19 protein-coding genes are annotated in these 17,994 nt (G+C 32.1%); 11 read left to right on the forward strand and 8 right to left on the reverse strand.

Annotated elements, in window-relative coordinates; all coding sequences use genetic code 11:
• Positions 1-6 precede the first annotated feature (6 nt).
• From V7719_RS17055 to V7719_RS17065, 3 genes are all read right to left on the reverse strand, one after another.
• Positions 7-807 (reverse strand): oxygenase MpaB family protein, encoded by an 801-nt coding sequence (locus V7719_RS17055; RefSeq protein ID WP_335731158.1) that lies wholly within the window; start codon positions 805-807, stop codon positions 7-9.
• Positions 808-876: 69 nt separating this feature from the next.
• Positions 877-1,170 carry a winged helix-turn-helix domain-containing protein gene (locus V7719_RS17060; protein ID WP_335731159.1) on the reverse strand — a complete coding sequence of 98 codons (294 nt, stop codon included), beginning with the start codon at positions 1,168-1,170 and terminating at the stop codon, positions 877-879.
• Between the two features lie 42 nt (positions 1,171-1,212).
• Positions 1,213-1,845 (reverse strand): hypothetical protein, encoded by a 633-nt coding sequence (locus tag V7719_RS17065; RefSeq protein ID WP_335731160.1) that lies wholly within the window; start codon positions 1,843-1,845, stop codon positions 1,213-1,215.
• Positions 1,846-1,952: 107 nt separating this feature from the next.
• On the opposite strand from V7719_RS17065, the gene V7719_RS17070 reads away from it, so the two are divergent.
• Positions 1,953-2,306 carry a hypothetical protein gene (locus V7719_RS17070; RefSeq protein WP_335731161.1) on the forward strand — a complete coding sequence of 118 codons (354 nt, stop codon included), beginning with the start codon at positions 1,953-1,955 and terminating at the stop codon, positions 2,304-2,306.
• A gap of 5 nt (positions 2,307-2,311) precedes the next feature.
• The gene (locus tag V7719_RS17075; RefSeq protein WP_335731162.1) at positions 2,312-2,671 is read left to right on the forward strand and encodes a DUF1801 domain-containing protein; all 360 of its coding nucleotides are present in this window, start codon (positions 2,312-2,314) and stop codon (positions 2,669-2,671) included.
• Positions 2,672-2,675: 4 nt separating this feature from the next.
• Here the strand turns inward: V7719_RS17075 and V7719_RS17080 are convergent, their stop codons facing one another.
• The 3 genes from V7719_RS17080 to V7719_RS17090 form a co-directional block, all read right to left on the reverse strand.
• Positions 2,676-3,152, reverse strand: coding sequence for a GNAT family N-acetyltransferase (locus tag V7719_RS17080; RefSeq protein WP_335731163.1), 477 nt, complete (start codon positions 3,150-3,152; stop codon positions 2,676-2,678).
• A 3-nt stretch (positions 3,153-3,155) separates the two neighbouring features.
• Positions 3,156-3,974 (reverse strand): 3-deoxy-8-phosphooctulonate synthase, encoded by an 819-nt coding sequence (kdsA, locus tag V7719_RS17085; RefSeq protein ID WP_335731164.1) that lies wholly within the window; start codon positions 3,972-3,974, stop codon positions 3,156-3,158.
• A 134-nt stretch (positions 3,975-4,108) separates the two neighbouring features.
• Positions 4,109-4,468, reverse strand: a complete 360-nt coding sequence (locus tag V7719_RS17090; protein ID WP_335731165.1) for a hypothetical protein — start codon at positions 4,466-4,468, stop codon at positions 4,109-4,111.
• Between the two features lie 323 nt (positions 4,469-4,791).
• Between V7719_RS17090 and typA the strand changes: the two genes are divergently transcribed.
• Positions 4,792-6,591: a translational GTPase TypA gene (gene typA / locus V7719_RS17095; protein WP_335731166.1), complete on the forward strand. Its 1,800-nt coding sequence runs from the start codon at positions 4,792-4,794 to the stop codon at positions 6,589-6,591.
• Positions 6,592-6,750: 159 nt separating this feature from the next.
• Positions 6,751-7,314, forward strand: coding sequence for a class I SAM-dependent methyltransferase (locus V7719_RS17100; RefSeq protein ID WP_335731167.1), 564 nt, complete (start codon positions 6,751-6,753; stop codon positions 7,312-7,314).
• Position 7,315: 1 nt separating this feature from the next.
• On the opposite strand, the gene V7719_RS17105 is transcribed toward V7719_RS17100, so the two are convergent.
• Together V7719_RS17105 and V7719_RS17110 are read right to left on the reverse strand one after the other, a co-directional pair.
• On the reverse strand, positions 7,316-8,473 hold the full coding sequence (locus V7719_RS17105) for a glycosyltransferase family 2 protein (RefSeq protein WP_335731168.1): 1,158 nt from the start codon (positions 8,471-8,473) through the stop codon (positions 7,316-7,318).
• A 27-nt stretch (positions 8,474-8,500) separates the two neighbouring features.
• Complete coding sequence (locus V7719_RS17110; protein WP_335731169.1) at positions 8,501-9,790, reverse strand: hypothetical protein; 1,290 nt, start codon at positions 9,788-9,790, stop codon at positions 8,501-8,503.
• A 181-nt stretch (positions 9,791-9,971) separates the two neighbouring features.
• Here V7719_RS17110 and V7719_RS17115 point away from each other — a divergent pair, with 181 nt between their 5' ends.
• The 7 genes from V7719_RS17115 (at position 9,972) to V7719_RS17145 (ending at position 17,985) form a co-directional block, all read left to right on the forward strand.
• Positions 9,972-10,187, forward strand: coding sequence for a hypothetical protein (locus V7719_RS17115; protein WP_335731170.1), 216 nt, complete (start codon positions 9,972-9,974; stop codon positions 10,185-10,187).
• Positions 10,171-11,553: a class I SAM-dependent methyltransferase gene (locus V7719_RS17120; protein ID WP_335731171.1), complete on the forward strand. Its 1,383-nt coding sequence runs from the start codon at positions 10,171-10,173 to the stop codon at positions 11,551-11,553. Before V7719_RS17115 ends, V7719_RS17120 begins: the two co-directional genes overlap by 17 nt.
• Positions 11,554-11,863: 310 nt before the next feature.
• Entirely contained in the window at positions 11,864-13,042 is a 1,179-nt protein-coding gene (locus V7719_RS17125) for a hypothetical protein (RefSeq protein ID WP_335731172.1), read from the forward strand.
• 152 nt (positions 13,043-13,194) lie between these two features.
• A complete protein-coding gene (locus V7719_RS17130; RefSeq protein WP_335731173.1) occupies positions 13,195-14,067 on the forward strand; it encodes a GNAT family N-acetyltransferase in 873 nt (290 codons plus the stop codon).
• Positions 14,064-15,167 (forward strand): DegT/DnrJ/EryC1/StrS family aminotransferase, encoded by a 1,104-nt coding sequence (locus V7719_RS17135; RefSeq protein ID WP_335731174.1) that lies wholly within the window; start codon positions 14,064-14,066, stop codon positions 15,165-15,167. The genes V7719_RS17130 and V7719_RS17135 overlap by 4 nt, the downstream gene beginning before the upstream one ends.
• A complete protein-coding gene (locus V7719_RS17140; RefSeq protein ID WP_335731175.1) occupies positions 15,168-16,475 on the forward strand; it encodes an O-antigen translocase in 1,308 nt (435 codons plus the stop codon). It begins immediately after the preceding gene.
• A gap of 16 nt (positions 16,476-16,491) precedes the next feature.
• Positions 16,492-17,985 carry an oligosaccharide flippase family protein gene (locus V7719_RS17145; RefSeq protein WP_335731176.1) on the forward strand — a complete coding sequence of 498 codons (1,494 nt, stop codon included), beginning with the start codon at positions 16,492-16,494 and terminating at the stop codon, positions 17,983-17,985.
• The last annotated feature ends 9 nt before the right edge of the window (positions 17,986-17,994 follow it).

Raw genomic sequence — 17,994 nt, forward strand, 5'->3', positions numbered from 1 at the left:
TGTTTTTCAAAGTGGAGAATTAAAAAAAATGCGATTTGTTTTTCTGGGTTTTGAGATATTCATCGCTCTAATGTTTTCTTTATATGCCGAAGGCAGTATCATCGCCTTCAATAGACAGTCCATATTGATCTTTCGGCTTATTTTATAACTAGAAATTAGTGGCTTAAGTATTGAAAATTTTCTAAGACCCAACAACTGAACTACTGCTTTTGGTGTAATCAATATTTGTGATTCCAATAGCAGTTTGTATCTCACAATTCCTATGTGTTTGCGATATTGCTTGTACAAATCTTTTGTAAAATCGCCATTGTAAAGATTTTGTTTGATATGCAAATGTCGCATCTCTTTAAACGCTTCATAGTCTTTAGGTAAGTCGGTTATTCCCATGCGTTGTCCTACATCAGAGAACACATTGAAAACGTCTTGGCGTTCGTGAGTTTCAAGTTTGCGTTCTAAAATTTCAAACGTTCTAATAGAGTAATCAATAAGCATAAATAGAACGTCTTTATATGCCCAATTTGGAATGCGTTTTCCACGTTTTTTTTCTACGGAAGCATGAATCACATTGATGTTTTTTATAGTTTTATAAGCCATTTCTTTTTCAGAGAATACAATGTCTCTAGCATAGGTGACTGTTGAAAATAATCGACCTAAAGGATCTTTAGGTAAGCGGCCAGTAAAATAGAGCCAATCGACAGCTTTGTTGAGTGCGAATTCAGCTGAAGCACCAGCGAATATGAGGAGAATGGTATCACTTTTCCCCCAAATTTCTCTGACTATTGAATTTTTATCTACAAAATATTCCATTCATATATGTTTAATGTTTCACTTTGAAATTCAAAGTAAGTATTCAAAAAAAAAGCTACTATAACGGCTTTATTGTTTATTAATTAATTTTTCTAGTGCTTGTATATGTTTTTTAAATTCTGCTTTACCTAGTATTGTAGTAGAGTAACGCGTGTTTGGTTTTCGACCAATAAATTGTTTTTCAACTTTAATGTACGCCACTTTTTCTAGTGCTTTGGTGTGGCTTGCTAGATTTCCATCTGTCGCTCCTAGCATTTCTTTCAGCATATTGAAATCGGCATATTCATTCACCATTAGAATCGACATGATGCCTAGTCGAATACGATGGTCAAATGCTTTGTTTATGTTGATGATGATGCTCACTAAAAAAATTTAAATTCAAAGTTAATGTATACGTATCACTAACTACGATTTCATTCTATCATATTTAACGTGCATAATTGTTCCATAGATGATATGGCAAACGCCAAATCCTAATGCCCAAAAGAACAATCCGTAACCTAAAAAATAAGTAGATATGAGTCCGATAATAATAACAGTTATTCCTAAATACCTTATATATCCTAGTGTATATTTACTGGCATTAACGCAAGCTAAACCATAAAAAATCAAAGTAAGAGGTGCTACAAAAGCGTAAAGATTTTTTTCCATTAATAATAAAATAAAAACGCCTCCAGTTGCTAGAGGGATCATAAAATTAATTATCAGTCGCTTAGAGGTAGAATCCCACATACTTTCGTTTTGCTTTTTAGCTTTGGTATAACTCATTACAATACCTGTTAGTACAGACAAAAGAAAAACAGTCAAAGCTACTATGACGATACTTAATAATCCGCTTTGCGAAATAATTATGGCTCTGTAGCCATCTGCCGTGACCATGTTATGATCGTAAATAATTCCATAACCAAGATATGCACCAATGAGTGCATAAAAGCCGGCAAGTATTCCAGATAGTCCACTAAGGGAAATAAAACGTGATGATTTGTTCATCAAATTTTTGATCTCATTTATATCTTGTAGATAGTTTTTTGGCTCCATAGTAAAGTACTTTGAATTACAAAGTAAACAAAATTAATTCAATTTCACAAATATATTTGGAAGGATATTAATTAAATTTGGACTCGAACAATTAATACTTTAAAATCATGATGGGATTTTTATTAACAATAGCGAATATTTCAGGAGGTGTGTTATTGGGCTTAGCAACACTTGATAAATGGGATGGTGAGCGCAATTTTTTTAATAAAATAGCTCGTGTTTTGGCGCCTTTTCAAACGGTAATCGGTGGTGCACTTATTGTGTTGGCGATACTTAAGTTTTGGAATGCTCCATTATTAAATGTTGCAAGTATCTTAGGTGGATTTTTACTGTTAACTCATGTTATTGGTAAGGCTCCTGCTTTTGGGGATTCTTTAAAAAAATTATCAGATAAGCTCATGCCATTTAAAGCGATCATTGGTATCGGTCTAATAGTTGTTGGTGTTTTAAGTATATTCTAATCCCTTTGAAACCAGCAGAAGAATATATATTAAAGCAACCTGAGCCATTTAAGTCTATACTCATGCATTTGCAAATGCTTATTGAGCATGCTTTACCAGAGGCAGAAATGAAATACAAATGGCGTATTCCTTGTTATTATTTTGAAACGCGACCTATTTGTTATTTAAATCAGAGTAAAGATTATGTTGATGTCGGATTTTGGCATTCGGCACATTTAACCAAGTATACAGAATATATGGTTTCTGAAAACCGTAAAGTCGTTAAATCTATGCGTTATAAAACTTTAGAGGATATAAACGATGAACTTTTTATTAGTATTCTTAAAGAAGTTGAAAAACATAAGAATAAATCATTTTTGAAATAAGGGTTTATAGCTCCTTAGAAAATATTGAATACGCAAACCCCATTCCTTTATAAGACTTCTTTTGTTTCTTTATTTGGTCAAAGTAATGAGAATCAAAAAAGTCTACAGAGGTAATACTAGAATCAGCATTTATGATTTCGTAGCCTTCAGCCATGATCTGAGATTCTGCAATACGCAATAATTTAGAGCCTATAGTACGTCTTTGATAATTTTTGTGAACATAGAGTCCATCTAAATGACAACCTTTTTTGATATGGGCAAACCCAACGATTTCATTTTTAATTTCAGCTACAATGAAGTAGAGGTCTTTAATACGATTCTCCCAAATCTCAATATCATCTGCGCCAGAAGACCAGGCTTCTATTTGTTTTTCAGAGTAGTCTCTACTATTAATAGCACGAACTGTGTCTCTGAAAATTGAAGTAATTTCTGGAAGGTCTTCTAAAGTCGCTTCTCTAATTTTTAAATCGTTTATCATCATGGCTTATAAACTATTAACCGTTTTTCTAATGGCAACTAAATTGGTTAGTAAGCTTTCTAGATTGTCCAAATGCAACATGTTTGCTCCGTCACTTTTAGCATTTGCAGGATCAAAGTGTGTTTCAATAAATAAGCCATCTACATTATTCACAATTCCAGCTCTAGCAATAGTTTCAATCATATCAGGTCGTCCTCCAGTGACACCAACACTTTGATTGGGCTGTTGTAACGAATGGGTCACATCCAAAACCGTTGGAGCAATCGCTCTCATGGTTGGAATGCCTCTAAAATCGACAATCATATCTTGGTAGCCAAACATGGTTCCGCGATCAGTAATCCAAGCTTTATCACTTCCAGCGTCTTTTACCTTTTGAACAGCATGTTTCATTGCTTCCGGACTCATAAACTGCCCTTTTTTGAGGTTCACCACTTTTCCAGTTTCGGCTGCAGCAACAACTAAATCGGTTTGTCGAACCAAAAATGCAGGAATTTGAAGTACGTCTACATATTCGGCCGCTTTTTCAGCATCAGAAACTTCATGAATATCAGTAACTGTAGGGATATCAAAGGTTTGAGATACTTTTTGAAGAATTTTAAGCGCCTTCTCATCGCCAATGCCAGTAAAACTATCTATTCTACTTCTATTGGCTTTTTTAAAACTTCCTTTAAATACATAAGGAATGTTTAATTTATCGGTGATAGTTAAGACTTTTTCGGCTATACGAAGTGCCATATCTTCACCTTCGATAGCACAAGGGCCACAAAGTAAAAAGAAGTTGTTAGAATTTGTATGTTTCAGTTTAGGAACGTCTGATAATTGCATCTGCTTAAAATTTCAAATTTCACCTGCAAAGTTACTAAAATATAATGCCATTTAGTCCATTGGCCAGTTATTGTAAAATCAAACAGAATAGTCTTGCGTCTTAGGTCTAGAAGTGAAGCGGCCTTTTGCCTTATTTAGAAGCTTCTATTAAGACTGTTTTTTATCATCCAAAGAGCCATGACGAAGTTGCCAACAACAAGTAAACCGCTTAATACCATAAACTGTTTAACTTGAACAGATAAATTAACGATGTCAAGTAGATCAGATAAATACACTAAAATCATGTATGATGACAGACATACAAAGGTAATTCCTAAGCTGAAGTTTAATTTTCTATTTGGTTTTATTAATTGCCACAAAAAGGGAATTCCAAATAAAAGAATTGGGTAAGCGGTTATGCCAGCACTTCGGTTGACATCTGTAAACCAATATGCAATTACCGCTAAGAAATAGAGGTAAGGCACAAATTTTGAATATTTGCTAATTGTTTCCATCTGTATGCTATTTTTCAGATGTAAATCGCCCATAGTTGGCTGATTCTGTAAGGCTATTTACTATTAATCAATTCTATAACGAAAGATACGCATAGAAATTATATGTGTAATCTTGAATAACGTTTTATTAACGCAATCTTCGGAGATTCTAACAGATCAAGCCTTTGTATTAATGAGTTTAGTAATCAATACATTAAGCTTTAGTTAGTATATTGGAGCATCTTACTATGTAAACATAGAAATCGTCATTTGAATTATTCCTAAAGATTGATTGTTTAATCGGAATTTAACGTACCTTTGCACGCTTAAAATAAGGCATCATTATGGCTAATATTAAAAACATTGCAATTATTGCACACGTCGATCATGGTAAAACAACTTTGGTTGATAAAATCATGTATCACTGTCAACTATTTAGAGAAAATCAGAATACTGGTGATTTAATTCTTGATAACAACGATCTTGAGCGTGAAAGAGGAATTACAATTACTTCTAAAAACGTTTCTGTAATCTATAAAGATACAAAAATCAATATTATTGACACACCTGGTCACGCCGATTTTGGTGGAGAAGTAGAGCGTGTATTAAATATGGCAGATGGTGTTTTACTATTAGTAGATGCTTTTGAAGGCCCAATGCCTCAAACACGTTTTGTATTACAAAAAGCTATCGATTTAGGTTTAAAACCATGTGTGGTTATTAATAAAGTTGATAAGGAAAACTGTACACCAGACGAAGTTCATGAGAAAGTATTTGACTTGATGTTTGAATTAGGTGCAGAAGAATGGCAATTAGATTTTCCAACGGTTTATGGTTCTGCAAAGAACAACTGGATGAGTGATGATTGGAAGGATGAAACTGATAATATTGAGCCACTTTTAGATATGGTTATCGAGCATATTCCAGCTCCAACAATTACTGAAGGAACAACGCAGATGTTAATTACATCTTTAGATTTCTCATCATTTACTGGTCGTATTGCAATTGGACGTTTAACTCGTGGTGAGTTAAAAACAGGTCAAAATATCTCATTAGTAAAACGAGATAAGAGTATCGTAAAATCAAAAATTAAAGAACTTCATGTTTTTGAAGGTCTTGGACGTTTGAAAGTTGATAGCGTACAAACAGGAGATATCTGTGCAATTGTTGGATTAGAAGGTTTTGAGATTGGTGATACTGTTGCCGATTGGGAAACTCCTGAAGGTTTAAAAACCATTAATATTGATGAGCCAACAATGAGTATGTTGTTTACAATTAATGATTCACCTTTCTTCGGGAAAGATGGAAAATATGTAACATCTCGTCATATTAAGGATCGTTTAGCTAGAGAGTTAGAAAAAAACTTAGCACTTAAAGTAGAGCCTACTGATAGTGCAGATAAATTTATGGTGTTTGGTCGTGGTGTATTACACTTATCGGTTTTAATCGAAACAATGCGTCGTGAAGGCTATGAAATGCAAATTGGACAGCCACAAGTTATCATTAAAGAAATTGATGGTGTAAAATGTGAGCCAATTGAAGAAATGACGATTGATTTGCCTGAATCAGTTTCTGGTAAAGCTATTGAAATGGTGACGATGCGTAAAGGAGAAATGCTAAGTATGGTTGCTAAAGGTGATCGTATGGTTTGTGAATTTATGGTGCCTTCTAGAGGTATTATTGGTTTACGTAACCAATTATTAACGGCAACTCAAGGTGAAGCTATAATGGCGCACCGTTTTAAAGAATACCAACCGCTTAGAGGTGGAATTCCAGAACGTCAAAATGGTTCTTTAGTTTCTATGGAAAAAGGACAAGCTATTCCATATTCTATTGATAAATTACAAGATAGAGGTAAGTTTTTCGTAGATCCAGGTGAAGATATTTATGAAGGTCAGGTGATTGGAGAGAATTCTCGTGGTGATGATATGGCTGTTAATATTACGAAAACCAAAAAGATGAGTAATGTTCGTTCTTCTGGTGCAGATGATAAAGCGAAGATTGTACCTGCAATTAAATTCTCCTTAGAAGAAGCATTAGAATATATTCAGAAAGATGAGTATGTTGAAGTCACTCCTAAATTTTTAAGATTACGTAAAATTCACCTCACTGAAGTAGAACGTAAGCGTAATAAACATAATTAATTACAAATAATATTTATAGTTTTAAAAGGAATCCTTATTTGGGTTCCTTTTTGGTTTTAGAAGAAATATTAATTTTTTTTGTTACTCATAAGGGAAATACAATTAATTTAGTAGTTTGTTCAAAAACCAATAAAAAGCCAAGATGCATTTAATAAGCATATGAAATTTCTAGATAGAGTTTTAAGAGACTGGAGAATTAGAGAAGGAAGCTGCTACATAAGACCTGATGATAAAGTCTTAGACTTTGGTTGCTTTGATGGATACTTATTTAAAACACTTGAAGATAAACCAATTCAGCCTAGCATAGGTATTGACCCGTTACTAAAGGAAACGATTTACAATGGAAAACATAAGCTAATTTCAGGTAAATTTCCAGAAAGCTTGTCTGAAAACGAAACATTTGATTGTATCGTAATGCTAGCTGTTTTAGAGCATATCCCTAGAGTCCAACAAAAGAAATTTAGTCAAGAATTTTTTAAGCATTTGAATCCTAACGGACGAATAATAATAACAGTTCCTTCTCCATTTGTCGATCATATTTTGACTGTTTTAACAAAACTAGGTTTAATTGAAGGCATGTCTGTTGATGAGCATTATGGCTTTGAGACCAAAGAAGTTTTTACCTTATTTGAAGCTCAAAATTTTAGACTGCTAAAGCATAAAAAATTTCAGCTAGGACTAAACAATTTATTTGTTTTTGAGAAATTGAAAGAAGTTAACTGAATTAGGTTTTACTTTTCAAACTTAATATGCTGAAAAATAAGCTGAATAAAATGATTTGAATACCAAGTAATATCGTAAATACTGCTGGAATAACTATTCTAAAGGTATCCGAAGGATTAAGACTTCCAAAGTTTACAGATTCCCAAAAGAATAAACCTTTAATGCTTAAAATCACACCAATAAGTAGAATGATAGCCCCACTTACAAGTCCTCTTTCTAGGTTTAAATATTTAAATAAATTATTATATCTATTGCTTTTTGGTAACAGACCGTTTTCTACAGCAAATATTTTTGTTAGCGCATAAAAAACAAAAAACTGAAAACCTATAAGTGTCATACTAGCGGTGTATAACAATGTGTGAACATCGAACATAATGTTAACTATGGCAACAGGTTTAATGATTAGAATAGTAGAGGATACTAAGCCAAATATTAGGAGAAAAAGACTGGGGTATAAAAACACCCATTTAGGACTATAAAGTAGTAAAAACCTCAAGTGTCTCCAACCATCGCTCCATGTGTTTAAATGTGGAGGTCTAGATCTTCCATCTTTATGCAGTACAGTTGGCACTTCAGCTATAGAAAGATTATTAAGTTTAGATTTGACTATCATTTCTGAGGCAAACTCCATTCCTGTAGTTTTTAAATTCATTTTGTTGTATGCTTCCTTAGAGAAACCTCTTAAGCCACAATGAAAATCTCCAATGTTTATCTTAAAAAATAAGCGACCAATAAATGATAATACTGGGTTTCCCAAGTATTTGTGTAAAAAAGGCATAGCCCCTTTTTTTATTCCACCTTTAAAACGGTTTCCCATGACAAGGTCATGTCCTTCTCTTAGTTTTTTCAAAAAGGGCATGAGTGATTCAAAATCGTAGCTATCATCAGCATCTGCCATAATAACATAAACCCCTTTTGCAGCATTAATACCTCCCTTTAAAGCATTGCCGTAGCCTTTTTCTTTGACATGTACTAAGCGTGCTCCTAATTGCTTTGCTATAGAAATAGATGTATCTGTACTTCCGTTGTCTGCAATAATTATCTCACCGGAAATCTTATTAGAGTCTATAAAATGCTGTGCTTTTTTAATGCAAACACCTAGTGTTTCTTCCTCATTTAGACAAGGCATGACAATTGATAATTCTATTTTTGAATCCATAGAGATAGCACTAAAGCTTAAATTGAATCAAGATGTTTTGTTTAATTCTTGATGATGAGTATGTTTGAAATTAGGTAGTAAAACAAATATCACCATAAATATAATCCAATTGTTGTAAAATGTAAATCTATTTATGGTATGGATGCCTATAGCTACACTAGCAATATTGGCAAGGATTAATGAAAGCAAAAAGCCCATCACAAGTCCTGATTTTGATTTGTGTTTAATAGCTAACCAAAGGCTGTATATCATTAATATTAAAGTTAATAACATGTATATCGAATTGCCATAACCCATTTTAATGTTTTTCAAATAGAGTTTAAACCATTCTTTAAAATTATCCATTAATAAAGGGAAGTACATGTTTTTAGTCACTCGATCAACTTCAATGAATGTCTCTGCTCTTGTCAAGCCATTATTTAATATGGTACTCGCAATTGGAAGAATAGTTCGATTGGCAATTTCAGAGTAAGAATCTGTATAGGTCAGTATGATATTGGTGTCTTCTTTATTTTTTAAACAATTAATATTTAGACATTGATTTGTTAGTTTTTCATGTGCTTTTTGAAATAGATCACGCTCTTTGTCTTCTGTAAATAAGTTGATGTCTTCCCTGTCTGATACATACATAGGTCCTGAAATCAGGACAATGCCTGTCCATGGAGTACTAGTGTAATGACCATGTTTGACTTTATGATAGCCTTTATCTAGTATAGATGTTAAAAACGGTAATATTAAAAATATAATTGCTGATTTTGCTAAGGTTGTGTAAGACGATTTAGTGTAAGCGATATAAATAGCAATTAGCACACCAATTGGAACTAAGAATAGAAACTGACTTCGAGTTAAAATAAGTATCGCTAGAAGTAATAAAGTAAAGTATATTCTTTTAAATTTTTTTATAACAAGTGCATCTGTAAATTTTGCGACTACTATTAAATATAGAGGATATGCCAAAGCTTCTGACATAATCGAATTAGCTAACTTATGATTATAAATATATGGTGCAAGTAGTAAAATGGTTAGGATGACATACCATAAATTAGATATAGAAAAATGACTTCTAAACTGTCTTATGAGATAGTGTATAGCGTAAAAGCCTAATAGTGATTGTATAATAATAGTTAAGATAGTTTCTGCCGAGCCAAAAACCAACTTTAATAATGATAGAAATAGGGGGTAAGATGGAGATCTAATAATAGACATATCTAAATATCCATCAGAATCAGGATATAAAATAAGGGGACTAGTTAAGATTATAATAAGTGTAAAAACAAATATTAAGATGAAAGTATAACTAAATTGTTTATTAGACATTTAATGATTTTATGTAATAAATCAAGGTAAAAGTAAAATAAATTTTAGTTTTACAAGCTTACTATATAAGTTAATGTTATTGGGAGCAATAACAAGGATGATTAAAATGTAAATCAGTTTTTAATAATTGAATTTGTTTAACCATAACCCTAGTTTTTCTATATTTACAAAAAAGTAAAAAATGATACACTTCTTATATTTTGATCCAGGATTAGGAGCAATGATTATTCAAGCGATAATTGCTGCTGTAGCTGGTGTTGTGTTATTTTCCAAAAATTTGATGTTTAAAATAAAATCGTTTTTAGGAATTACTAAAAATGAAGAAGATGTATTTGATGATATTGACATTAAAGATTCTGATATAGAAAGAAAATCACATAGTGACCAACAACAATAGACATTCTTCATCGTTTAGAGATCCATCTGGTTTTATTTTTGTTGATCAAGGTGTTTTAAAGCGCTCTATTTCGCCTTTGTATTTTGAGCAATATCATGCGCTTAAATCTTCAGAGTTTTTTAAAAAATTACAAAATGCTGGCTTACTGATTGATCATAAAGAGATTTCGGAATCTGATACTGAAATTATTATCGAGCCTGAGCAAATCCCGTTTTTCACTTATCCTTATGAGTGGAGTTTTAGCCAATTTAAAGTAGCTGCATTATTGACTTTAAAGATTCAGAAATTTGCATTAGAAAATGGATTTTCTTTAAAAGATGCTTCAGCATATAACGTGACATTTCATAAAGGAAGAATGGTGTTTATAGATACCTTGTCTTTTGATTTTTATGAAGAAAACTCACCTTGGAGAGCGTTTAAACAGTTTATATCTCATTTTTTTGGACCATTGCTGTTGGCAAAATATAATGGTCCCGAATCTTTAAAACTTATGAGCACTTTTATTGATGGTATTCCAATTAAGATGCTGTCATCAATGCTTCCGTTTAAAACAAAGTTAAATCCATTTTTATACACCAATATTCATCTGCTTGCAAAGTATGAAGAGAAGCATAATGAAGATTATAAAGGAGATTCTAAAGTTGCACAATTATCAAAAAAAGGTCAGTTAAACATTGTCAAAGGACTTTATGAATACATCAAAAAGATGTCTTTAGAAACGACTAGCGAATGGGGGAATTATTACGATAAAATCAACTACGCTACTGATGCATTTGATCAAAAATCACAAATTATTGAGGGTTGGGTAAAGCAACTTGAAACGAAAACACTCATTGATATTGGAGGGAATGATGGGACTTTCGTTCGGAAAATAAATCACAACCTGAAGCAAGCTTTAGTTTGCGATATAGATTATAACGCTGTTGATATTAACTTCAAGGAATTAAAGCGGAGAAAGGAAACCTTCATGTTGCCTTTTGTGTTTGATGTGTTAAATCCTTCAGCAGATATTGGTTTCAATAATAAGGAAAGGGAGTCATTTTTAAAACGTATTAAAGCTTATAGTCCAGATGTTACGATGGCATTGGCTGTAATTCATCACATGACCTTAAGTGGAAATATTCCTTTTGAAATGTCTGCAGAATTCTTCTCAAGCTTTTCAAAACATTTAATTATAGAATTTCCGAAGCGAAACGACTCTTGGGTACAACGTTTACTAAATACCAAAGGTGAATTTAAAGGACACTTTGATTTTTATAACATTGAAAATTTTGAAGGGAGTTACTCCAAGTATTTCAATATTTTAGAGAAAACACCCATAAAAGGATCTGAAAGAGTTATGTATTTATTACAGTCAAATGACTAAACTAATCAATAAACTGAGAAATAGTATTAACTCTTTTGTTAGCAATCAAAAGAAGTATCCAGTAGTGACTGCATTTGGAGCTGGTTTGTATCCATTATTACATTATTTTGATTCAAATTTGGTAATGGTAAATTCGTATTATCATTTGCTGTTTTCTAGTTTATTTTTTATCATTATTCCAATTATTTCTTTCTATTTAGCAGATAGGTTTTTTTCAACTAATAGGTTTTTGGGAAAATACAATCGGTATATATTTTCAATACTAAATCTGTGTTTTTTTACTTTTTTTATTGTCTTTAGTAACTATGGAATGCAAAAGAAGCTATTAGCAGTTGCACTATTAGTGGCTTTTGTTTTGGCAATAGTAATATACAAACATCTTAAGAAGATTGTTGTTTTACAATTCCTTTTGGCTTTGATGGTGGTAATCATGTTTATCCCTAAGTTCTACAGTTATACGCAGCAAACAGATGATTGGATTAAACAACCTGATGATATCGAAAATGTTGAATTCAAGAATCTTCCAAATATATATTTAATACAGCCTGATGGTTATGCTAATTTTTCGGAATTAAAGAATGAGGTATATCGTTTCGATAATTCTCAATTTGAAAGTTTTTTAAACGATAAAGGTTTTGAGTTTTATGAAGGATTTAGAAGTAATTATTCATCAACTATTTATACCAATAGTGCCATTTTTGGAATGAAACATCATTTTTATAGTTTTCAAGAAAACAAAAACAATCATGATTTTAGAAAATTCATAGTAAGTGAAAACCCAGTTCTATCTATTTTTAAGGCTAATAGTTATAAAACGCACTTACTTGTTGAGGAACCGTATTTTTTATTAAATCGACCTAAAATAGGTTATGATTACACCAATATAGCGTTAGGAGATATTCCATATTTTACAAATGGTTTTGATATGAACATGCCTATCGAATTAGAATTAGAATCACTTATAAAACAAAATAAAAATTCAAAGAATTTTTACTTCCTTGAAAAAATACTTCCTGCCCATATTGTCGTTCCTGAAACGAGCTCAAGAGGTGTTGAAGGTGAACGAGAATTTTATCTTGAAAAGCTTGTTAAAGCAAATCAATGGTTGACTCAAGTCGTTAATACAATAACAAGTAACGACCCAAATGGTTTAATTGTTATTTGTGCTGATCATGGTGGGTTTGTGGGTTTTAAAAGTACTTCAAACTCTAACGGTAAAACAGAGGATAGGGATTTATTGCATTCGGTATTTTCGTCTGTTTTAGCAGTAAAATGGCCAGATAATCAAGCGCCTAATTATGACGAGGATTTAAAAACATCTGTAAATTTGTTTCGCGTTTTATTTTCTTATTTAAGTGAAGACGAAAAATACCTTGAATATCTTCAAAGTAATAAAAGCTATCTTAGAATAACTAAAGATGCTCCTGGTGGCATTTATGAAGTTGTTGATAATAATGGCAATGTTGTGTTTAATAAAGTAAGTAATTAGTTTATACAGTTTTCAGTTATTAAATTAGCATAATTAATTTAAAATGTAATCTTATTTTTAAAGTAGAAATATATCATCCTAATAAAGAGCAAGAATGGAATAGTTTCGTGTCTTATTCAAAAAATGCGACATTCTTATTTCAAAGAGGGTTCATGGATTATCACCAAGATCGTTTTAATGATTTTTCGTTGATGATATATAAAAATGAAAAATTGGTTGCTTTACTACCAGCAAACAAAGTTGATAATGAAGTGTTTTCTCATCAAGGGCTCACATACGGAGGTCTATTATTGGATTCAAATATAAAGTTTAGGGATACTTTGAATGTATTAAGAGTTGTGCTAAAGTTTCTATATGATCATGATATAAGTTCAATTAATGTTAAACTAATCCCTCCAATTTATGTTGGTCAACCTAGTGATGAATTATCGTATTTAATGTTTTTGACTAAAGCAGAATTGATTAGAAGAGATGCGTTGGCAGTTTTAAAATTAAATAATCGACCAAAACGTTCTAAAGATAGAGTTGAAGGCTATAAACGAGGTTTGAAGAATAATTTGGTAATCAAAGAAGTTCAAGATTTTGATGCATTTTGGAACGTGGTTTTAAAAGTCAACCTTCAAGAGAAACACCAAGCTAATCCAGTTCATTCTTTGAATGAAATAACATTGTTAAAAGAAAAATTCCCAAACCGTATAAGGCAATTCAATGTCTATAAGGATGAAAATATCGTTGCAGGCACTACTATTTTTGAAACAGAATATGTAGCGCATTCACAATATATTTCTGGAAACAGTGATAAAAACACATTAGGAAGTTTAGACTTTCTGCATACTCATTTAATAGAAAACGTATTTAAACATAAAATGTATTTTGATTTTGGAATATCAAACGAAAATAGTGGTAAAAATGTGAATGAAGGATTGCAATATTGGAAAGAAGGATTTGGTGCAAGAACCGTTACTCAAGACTTTTATCTGGTACGAACGGAAAATTATAAGTTATTAGATGATGTAATGCTATGATTAAATTTTTAGACTTAAATAAAATCAATGCGAGGTTTGAAGATGAATTTTCCTCTCAGTTTAAAACGTTTTTAAACTCAGGATACTACATTAAAGGTGCCGAAGTAGAGCGCTTTGAGCAGAATTTTGCCAAATACTGTGGTACAAAACATTGTATTGGTGTCGCCAATGGATTAGACGCGTTATTCCTGATTTTTAAAGCCTATATCGAGCTTGGGAAGTTAAAGCCTGGTGATGAAGTTCTGGTTCCAGCAAATACCTATATCGCAACGATGTTGTCGATAATCAACTCAGGTTTAAAACCTGTTTTTGTAGAGCCAAATGAAGACACATTCAATATCTCACCTTCAGAGATTGAAAAACACCTCACATCGAAAACTAAAGCCATTTTAGTTGTTCATTTATATGGGCAATTGGCAGATATGCTTGCTATAAATACGATAGCTAAAAAACATAACTTGCTTGTAATTGAAGATGCCGCACAAGCGCATGGTGCAACGTTATCTTCTGAAGAAAAAAAAGCAGGAAACTTATCTGATGCAGCAGGTTTTAGTTTTTATCCAACCAAAAATCTTGGTGCTCTCGGTGATGCTGGAGCTGTCACGACAAATGATGATGAATTAGCCGCTTGTATAAAAATATTACATAACTACGGAAGCTCAAAAAAATATAGCAACGAAAAGATTGGAATCAATAGTCGATTAGATGAGTTACAAGCCGTGTTCCTTAACATAAAGCTCAATGTTCTTGATAGTGATAATGCCATAAGAAAAGGTATAGCAAAGCGCTACTTGAGCGAGATTGATAATCCGAAAATTAAGTTGCCTTTCTATGATTTTACAGATAATCATGTGTTTCATGTATTTGTTATTAGAGTAGCCGATAGAGCTCATTTTATATCCTATCTTGAGAAGAATGGCATTGGGTATTTAATTCATTATCCAGTGGCGCCACACCATCAAAAAGCACTGTTGCCATATAAATCTTTATATTTGCCTATTACAGAAGCCATTCACGACACTGTGGTAAGTATACCTTTGAGTCCTGTTATGACTAATGATGAGATTGAAACAATTATTAATGCCCTAAACCTTTATTAATTGAAGAGCTTTATAAAGTACATTAATACTAATGTATTATTTAAGGTTGCACATTTAAACTCTGCAACTATTGTTACCAAAATTATAGCAGGAATTTTAACATCAAAAGCTATCGCTATTTTTATTGGGGTAGAGGGCATGGCTCTTATTGGTAACCTCCGAAATTTTTTAAGTGCAGCACAATCGGTTTCTATACTAGGTTTTTATAACGGTGTGGTTAAAACTATCGCCAAGGTTAAAAATGATAGTGTAAAATTAAGTCAGACCCTTTCTACAGCATACTACCTCTGCTTTTTTTCAACAGTTTTGGTCTCCTTTTTATGCTATTACAATGCCGAGTTTATTAATGATTTGCTCTTTTCTTCAAATTTTAAATATGCCTATATCATAGAGATTATGGCTCTGGCATTGCCCTTCTATGCTTTAAACATGATGAGCTTTTCTATAATGAATGGGTTTTCTAACTATAAAATGTTGCTCATTATCAACATTATTGGTCAGATTTTAGGACTGTTGGTGACCTTGCTTTTAATTTATGAAAACAATATTGATGGTGCCTTAATAGCTGCAGTAGTTGCACCTTCGCTTATATTTTTGATTACTTTAGTTGGTATCATTAACCGACGAAATTTAATGACCTATATCAAAACCGATCATATTAGTTTTGATATGTTAAAAACGTTTGGTCCATATGCTGCAATGGCGCTTGTAACAGCTATTGCCTTACCCATAATATCTATTTGTATTAGAAATTATATCATTTCCGAAGTTGGACTAAAAGAAGCTGGATATTGGGAGGCGATGAATCGGATTTCTGATTACTACTTAATGTTTATCACTTCAATCATTACCTTATATCTTGTACCAAGATTTAGCGAGATTGATAGTAAAGCCGAATTTAGAAAAGAGGTGTTTGGATTTTATAAATCGGTAATGCCCATTTTTGGTTTAGGCTTGGTATTACTTTATTTTTTAAAGCCATTTATTGTACCACTTATCTTTTCCGATGAATTTAAACCCGTACAAGATTTATTCTTTTGGCAGCTTTTAGGCGACTTTGTTAAGGTGTTAACCCTTGTTATAGCCTATCAGTTCCTAGCTAAAAAAATGTTTGCCCATTTCATTATTATTGAAGTCTTCTTAGTAGTAATGCTGTACTTCTCTAGTGTCTATTTTATTGATATGTTTGGAGTTAAGGGGGCCGTAATTGGACATTTTATTAGTTATTTAATGCATTATGGCATTGTGTTGCTTATTTTTGGGACGTCTCTTTTTGGGATTATTTCTAAAGATTCCAAAAAACCTTAAATAGATATCCAGTTTAATGTCTAAACAACATAGCAACTATACGAGTATTTTAAAATCGACTTCACTTTTTGGAGCTGTACAGGTTTTTAATATTTTGATTTCTGTAGTGCGTTCTAAAGTTATTGCTATTTGGGTTGGTCCTACAGGAATGGGAATCATAGGTCTTTTGTCGTCTGCATTAAGTGTTGTAAGTGAAGTAACGCGATTAGGCCTTGATACAACAGCAGTAAGAGAAATAGCATTGTCTAAGAACAAAGATGATGAGAATGATGCGCATTTAGTGGTAGCCACGATTAGAAAAGTAGTCTGGTTTACAGGTTTGTTAGGTGTTATTGCAACAATCGTACTTTCTCCTTTATTGAGTCAGTTTGCATTTCATAACTATGAGTATACCATCGCTTTTATCTGGGTGTCCTTATCACTGTTATTTAATCAGTTAACTGCAGGGCAGTTAGCAATACTACAAGGGTTTAGAAAACTTAAATTATTAGCAAAAGCTAATCTTCTCGGGAATTTTATAGGACTGCTAGTAAGTCTTCCTTTGTATTATGTCTTCAGACTAGATGCCATAGTGCCAGTCATTATTTTATCGTCTTTTGTAAGTTTAATAGTGAGCTGGTTTTACTCTAATAAGCTAAAATTTAAAGCATTAAAACTAAGTAATAAAGAAGCTTACAAACAAGCTAAGACCATGTTGAATTTAGGTTTGATGTTAAGCTTAAGAGGTTCAATCACTTTAATCGCAGCTTATATATTTCAGTTGTATCTCAGTAAAGCAGGCGGTATCGATGTGGTTGGTTATTACATTGCAGGTTTTATGATTATCAACTCGTATGTAGGCATGGTATTTAATGCGATGCAAACCGATTATTTCCCAAAGTTGTCAGAAATCATTCATTCCGAAGAAAAAATTAATGCAACTGTTAGTCAGCAAGCGGTTATAGGCATATTACTTATTGGACCTCTAGTTATTGGGTTTTTATCATTTTTACCCATCATAGTGAAGTTATTATATTCAAAAGAATTTCTAGTGATTATAGGCTTCTTGTCGTGGGCAATTTTGGGCATATTGTTTAAAACATTATCTTGGTCAATGGGATATGTGATTTTAGCAAAAGGTGATTCTAAGCTATTTATTAAAACGGCTACATTTTTTAGTACTCTAATGCTAACGCTAAATATTTTAGGCTATTATTTTTATGGTTTGGAAGGTTTAGGAATTAGCTATCTCATATATTATATCATCCATTTTACTGGTTTAAAAATCATCACGTTTAAGTTTTATAAAGTGCAGCTTAATACTGAGGTATGGACAATTTTTATCATTTTATTGTGTTTGTCATTAGCGGCCTTTGGTGCTACTTTTATAAATGATGAATTATATAAATATATCGTTTGCAGCCTATTAATTATAGTTTCAATGGCGTATTCGTATCATCAATTAAACAAAAGAGTTAACTTTCAGGGTTTATGGAAGCGATTTTTTAATAAAAACAAGAACAATAAATAATCTATTTAA

Origin of the sequence: Psychroserpens sp. (assembly GCF_036960315.1) — a bacterium.
GTDB lineage: Bacteria > Bacteroidota > Bacteroidia > Flavobacteriales > Flavobacteriaceae > Psychroserpens.

What these genes read in the sequence shown, in the direction of transcription:
- V7719_RS17105 (WP_335731168.1), bottom strand. Translation starts at nt 8,473, where the DNA reads ATGGATTCAAAAATAGAATTATCAATTGTCATGCCTTGTCTAAATGAG.
- V7719_RS17070 (WP_335731161.1), top strand. Translation starts at nt 1,953, where the DNA reads ATGATGGGATTTTTATTAACAATAGCGAATATTTCAGGAGGTGTGTTA.
- V7719_RS17080 (WP_335731163.1), bottom strand. Translation starts at nt 3,152, where the DNA reads ATGATGATAAACGATTTAAAAATTAGAGAAGCGACTTTAGAAGACCTT.
- V7719_RS17130 (WP_335731173.1), top strand. Translation starts at nt 13,195, where the DNA reads ATGGATTATCACCAAGATCGTTTTAATGATTTTTCGTTGATGATATAT.
- typA (WP_335731166.1), top strand. Translation starts at nt 4,792, where the DNA reads ATGGCTAATATTAAAAACATTGCAATTATTGCACACGTCGATCATGGT.
- V7719_RS17115 (WP_335731170.1), top strand. Translation starts at nt 9,972, where the DNA reads ATGATACACTTCTTATATTTTGATCCAGGATTAGGAGCAATGATTATT.
- V7719_RS17110 (WP_335731169.1), bottom strand. Translation starts at nt 9,790, where the DNA reads ATGTCTAATAAACAATTTAGTTATACTTTCATCTTAATATTTGTTTTT.
- V7719_RS17145 (WP_335731176.1), top strand. Translation starts at nt 16,492, where the DNA reads ATGTCTAAACAACATAGCAACTATACGAGTATTTTAAAATCGACTTCA.
- V7719_RS17125 (WP_335731172.1), top strand. Translation starts at nt 11,864, where the DNA reads ATGCAAAAGAAGCTATTAGCAGTTGCACTATTAGTGGCTTTTGTTTTG.
- kdsA (WP_335731164.1), bottom strand. Translation starts at nt 3,974, where the DNA reads ATGCAATTATCAGACGTTCCTAAACTGAAACATACAAATTCTAACAAC.
- V7719_RS17065 (WP_335731160.1), bottom strand. Translation starts at nt 1,845, where the DNA reads ATGGAGCCAAAAAACTATCTACAAGATATAAATGAGATCAAAAATTTG.
- V7719_RS17055 (WP_335731158.1), bottom strand. Translation starts at nt 807, where the DNA reads ATGGAATATTTTGTAGATAAAAATTCAATAGTCAGAGAAATTTGGGGG.
- V7719_RS17135 (WP_335731174.1), top strand. Translation starts at nt 14,064, where the DNA reads ATGATTAAATTTTTAGACTTAAATAAAATCAATGCGAGGTTTGAAGAT.
- V7719_RS17100 (WP_335731167.1), top strand. Translation starts at nt 6,751, where the DNA reads ATGAAATTTCTAGATAGAGTTTTAAGAGACTGGAGAATTAGAGAAGGA.
- V7719_RS17090 (WP_335731165.1), bottom strand. Translation starts at nt 4,468, where the DNA reads ATGGAAACAATTAGCAAATATTCAAAATTTGTGCCTTACCTCTATTTC.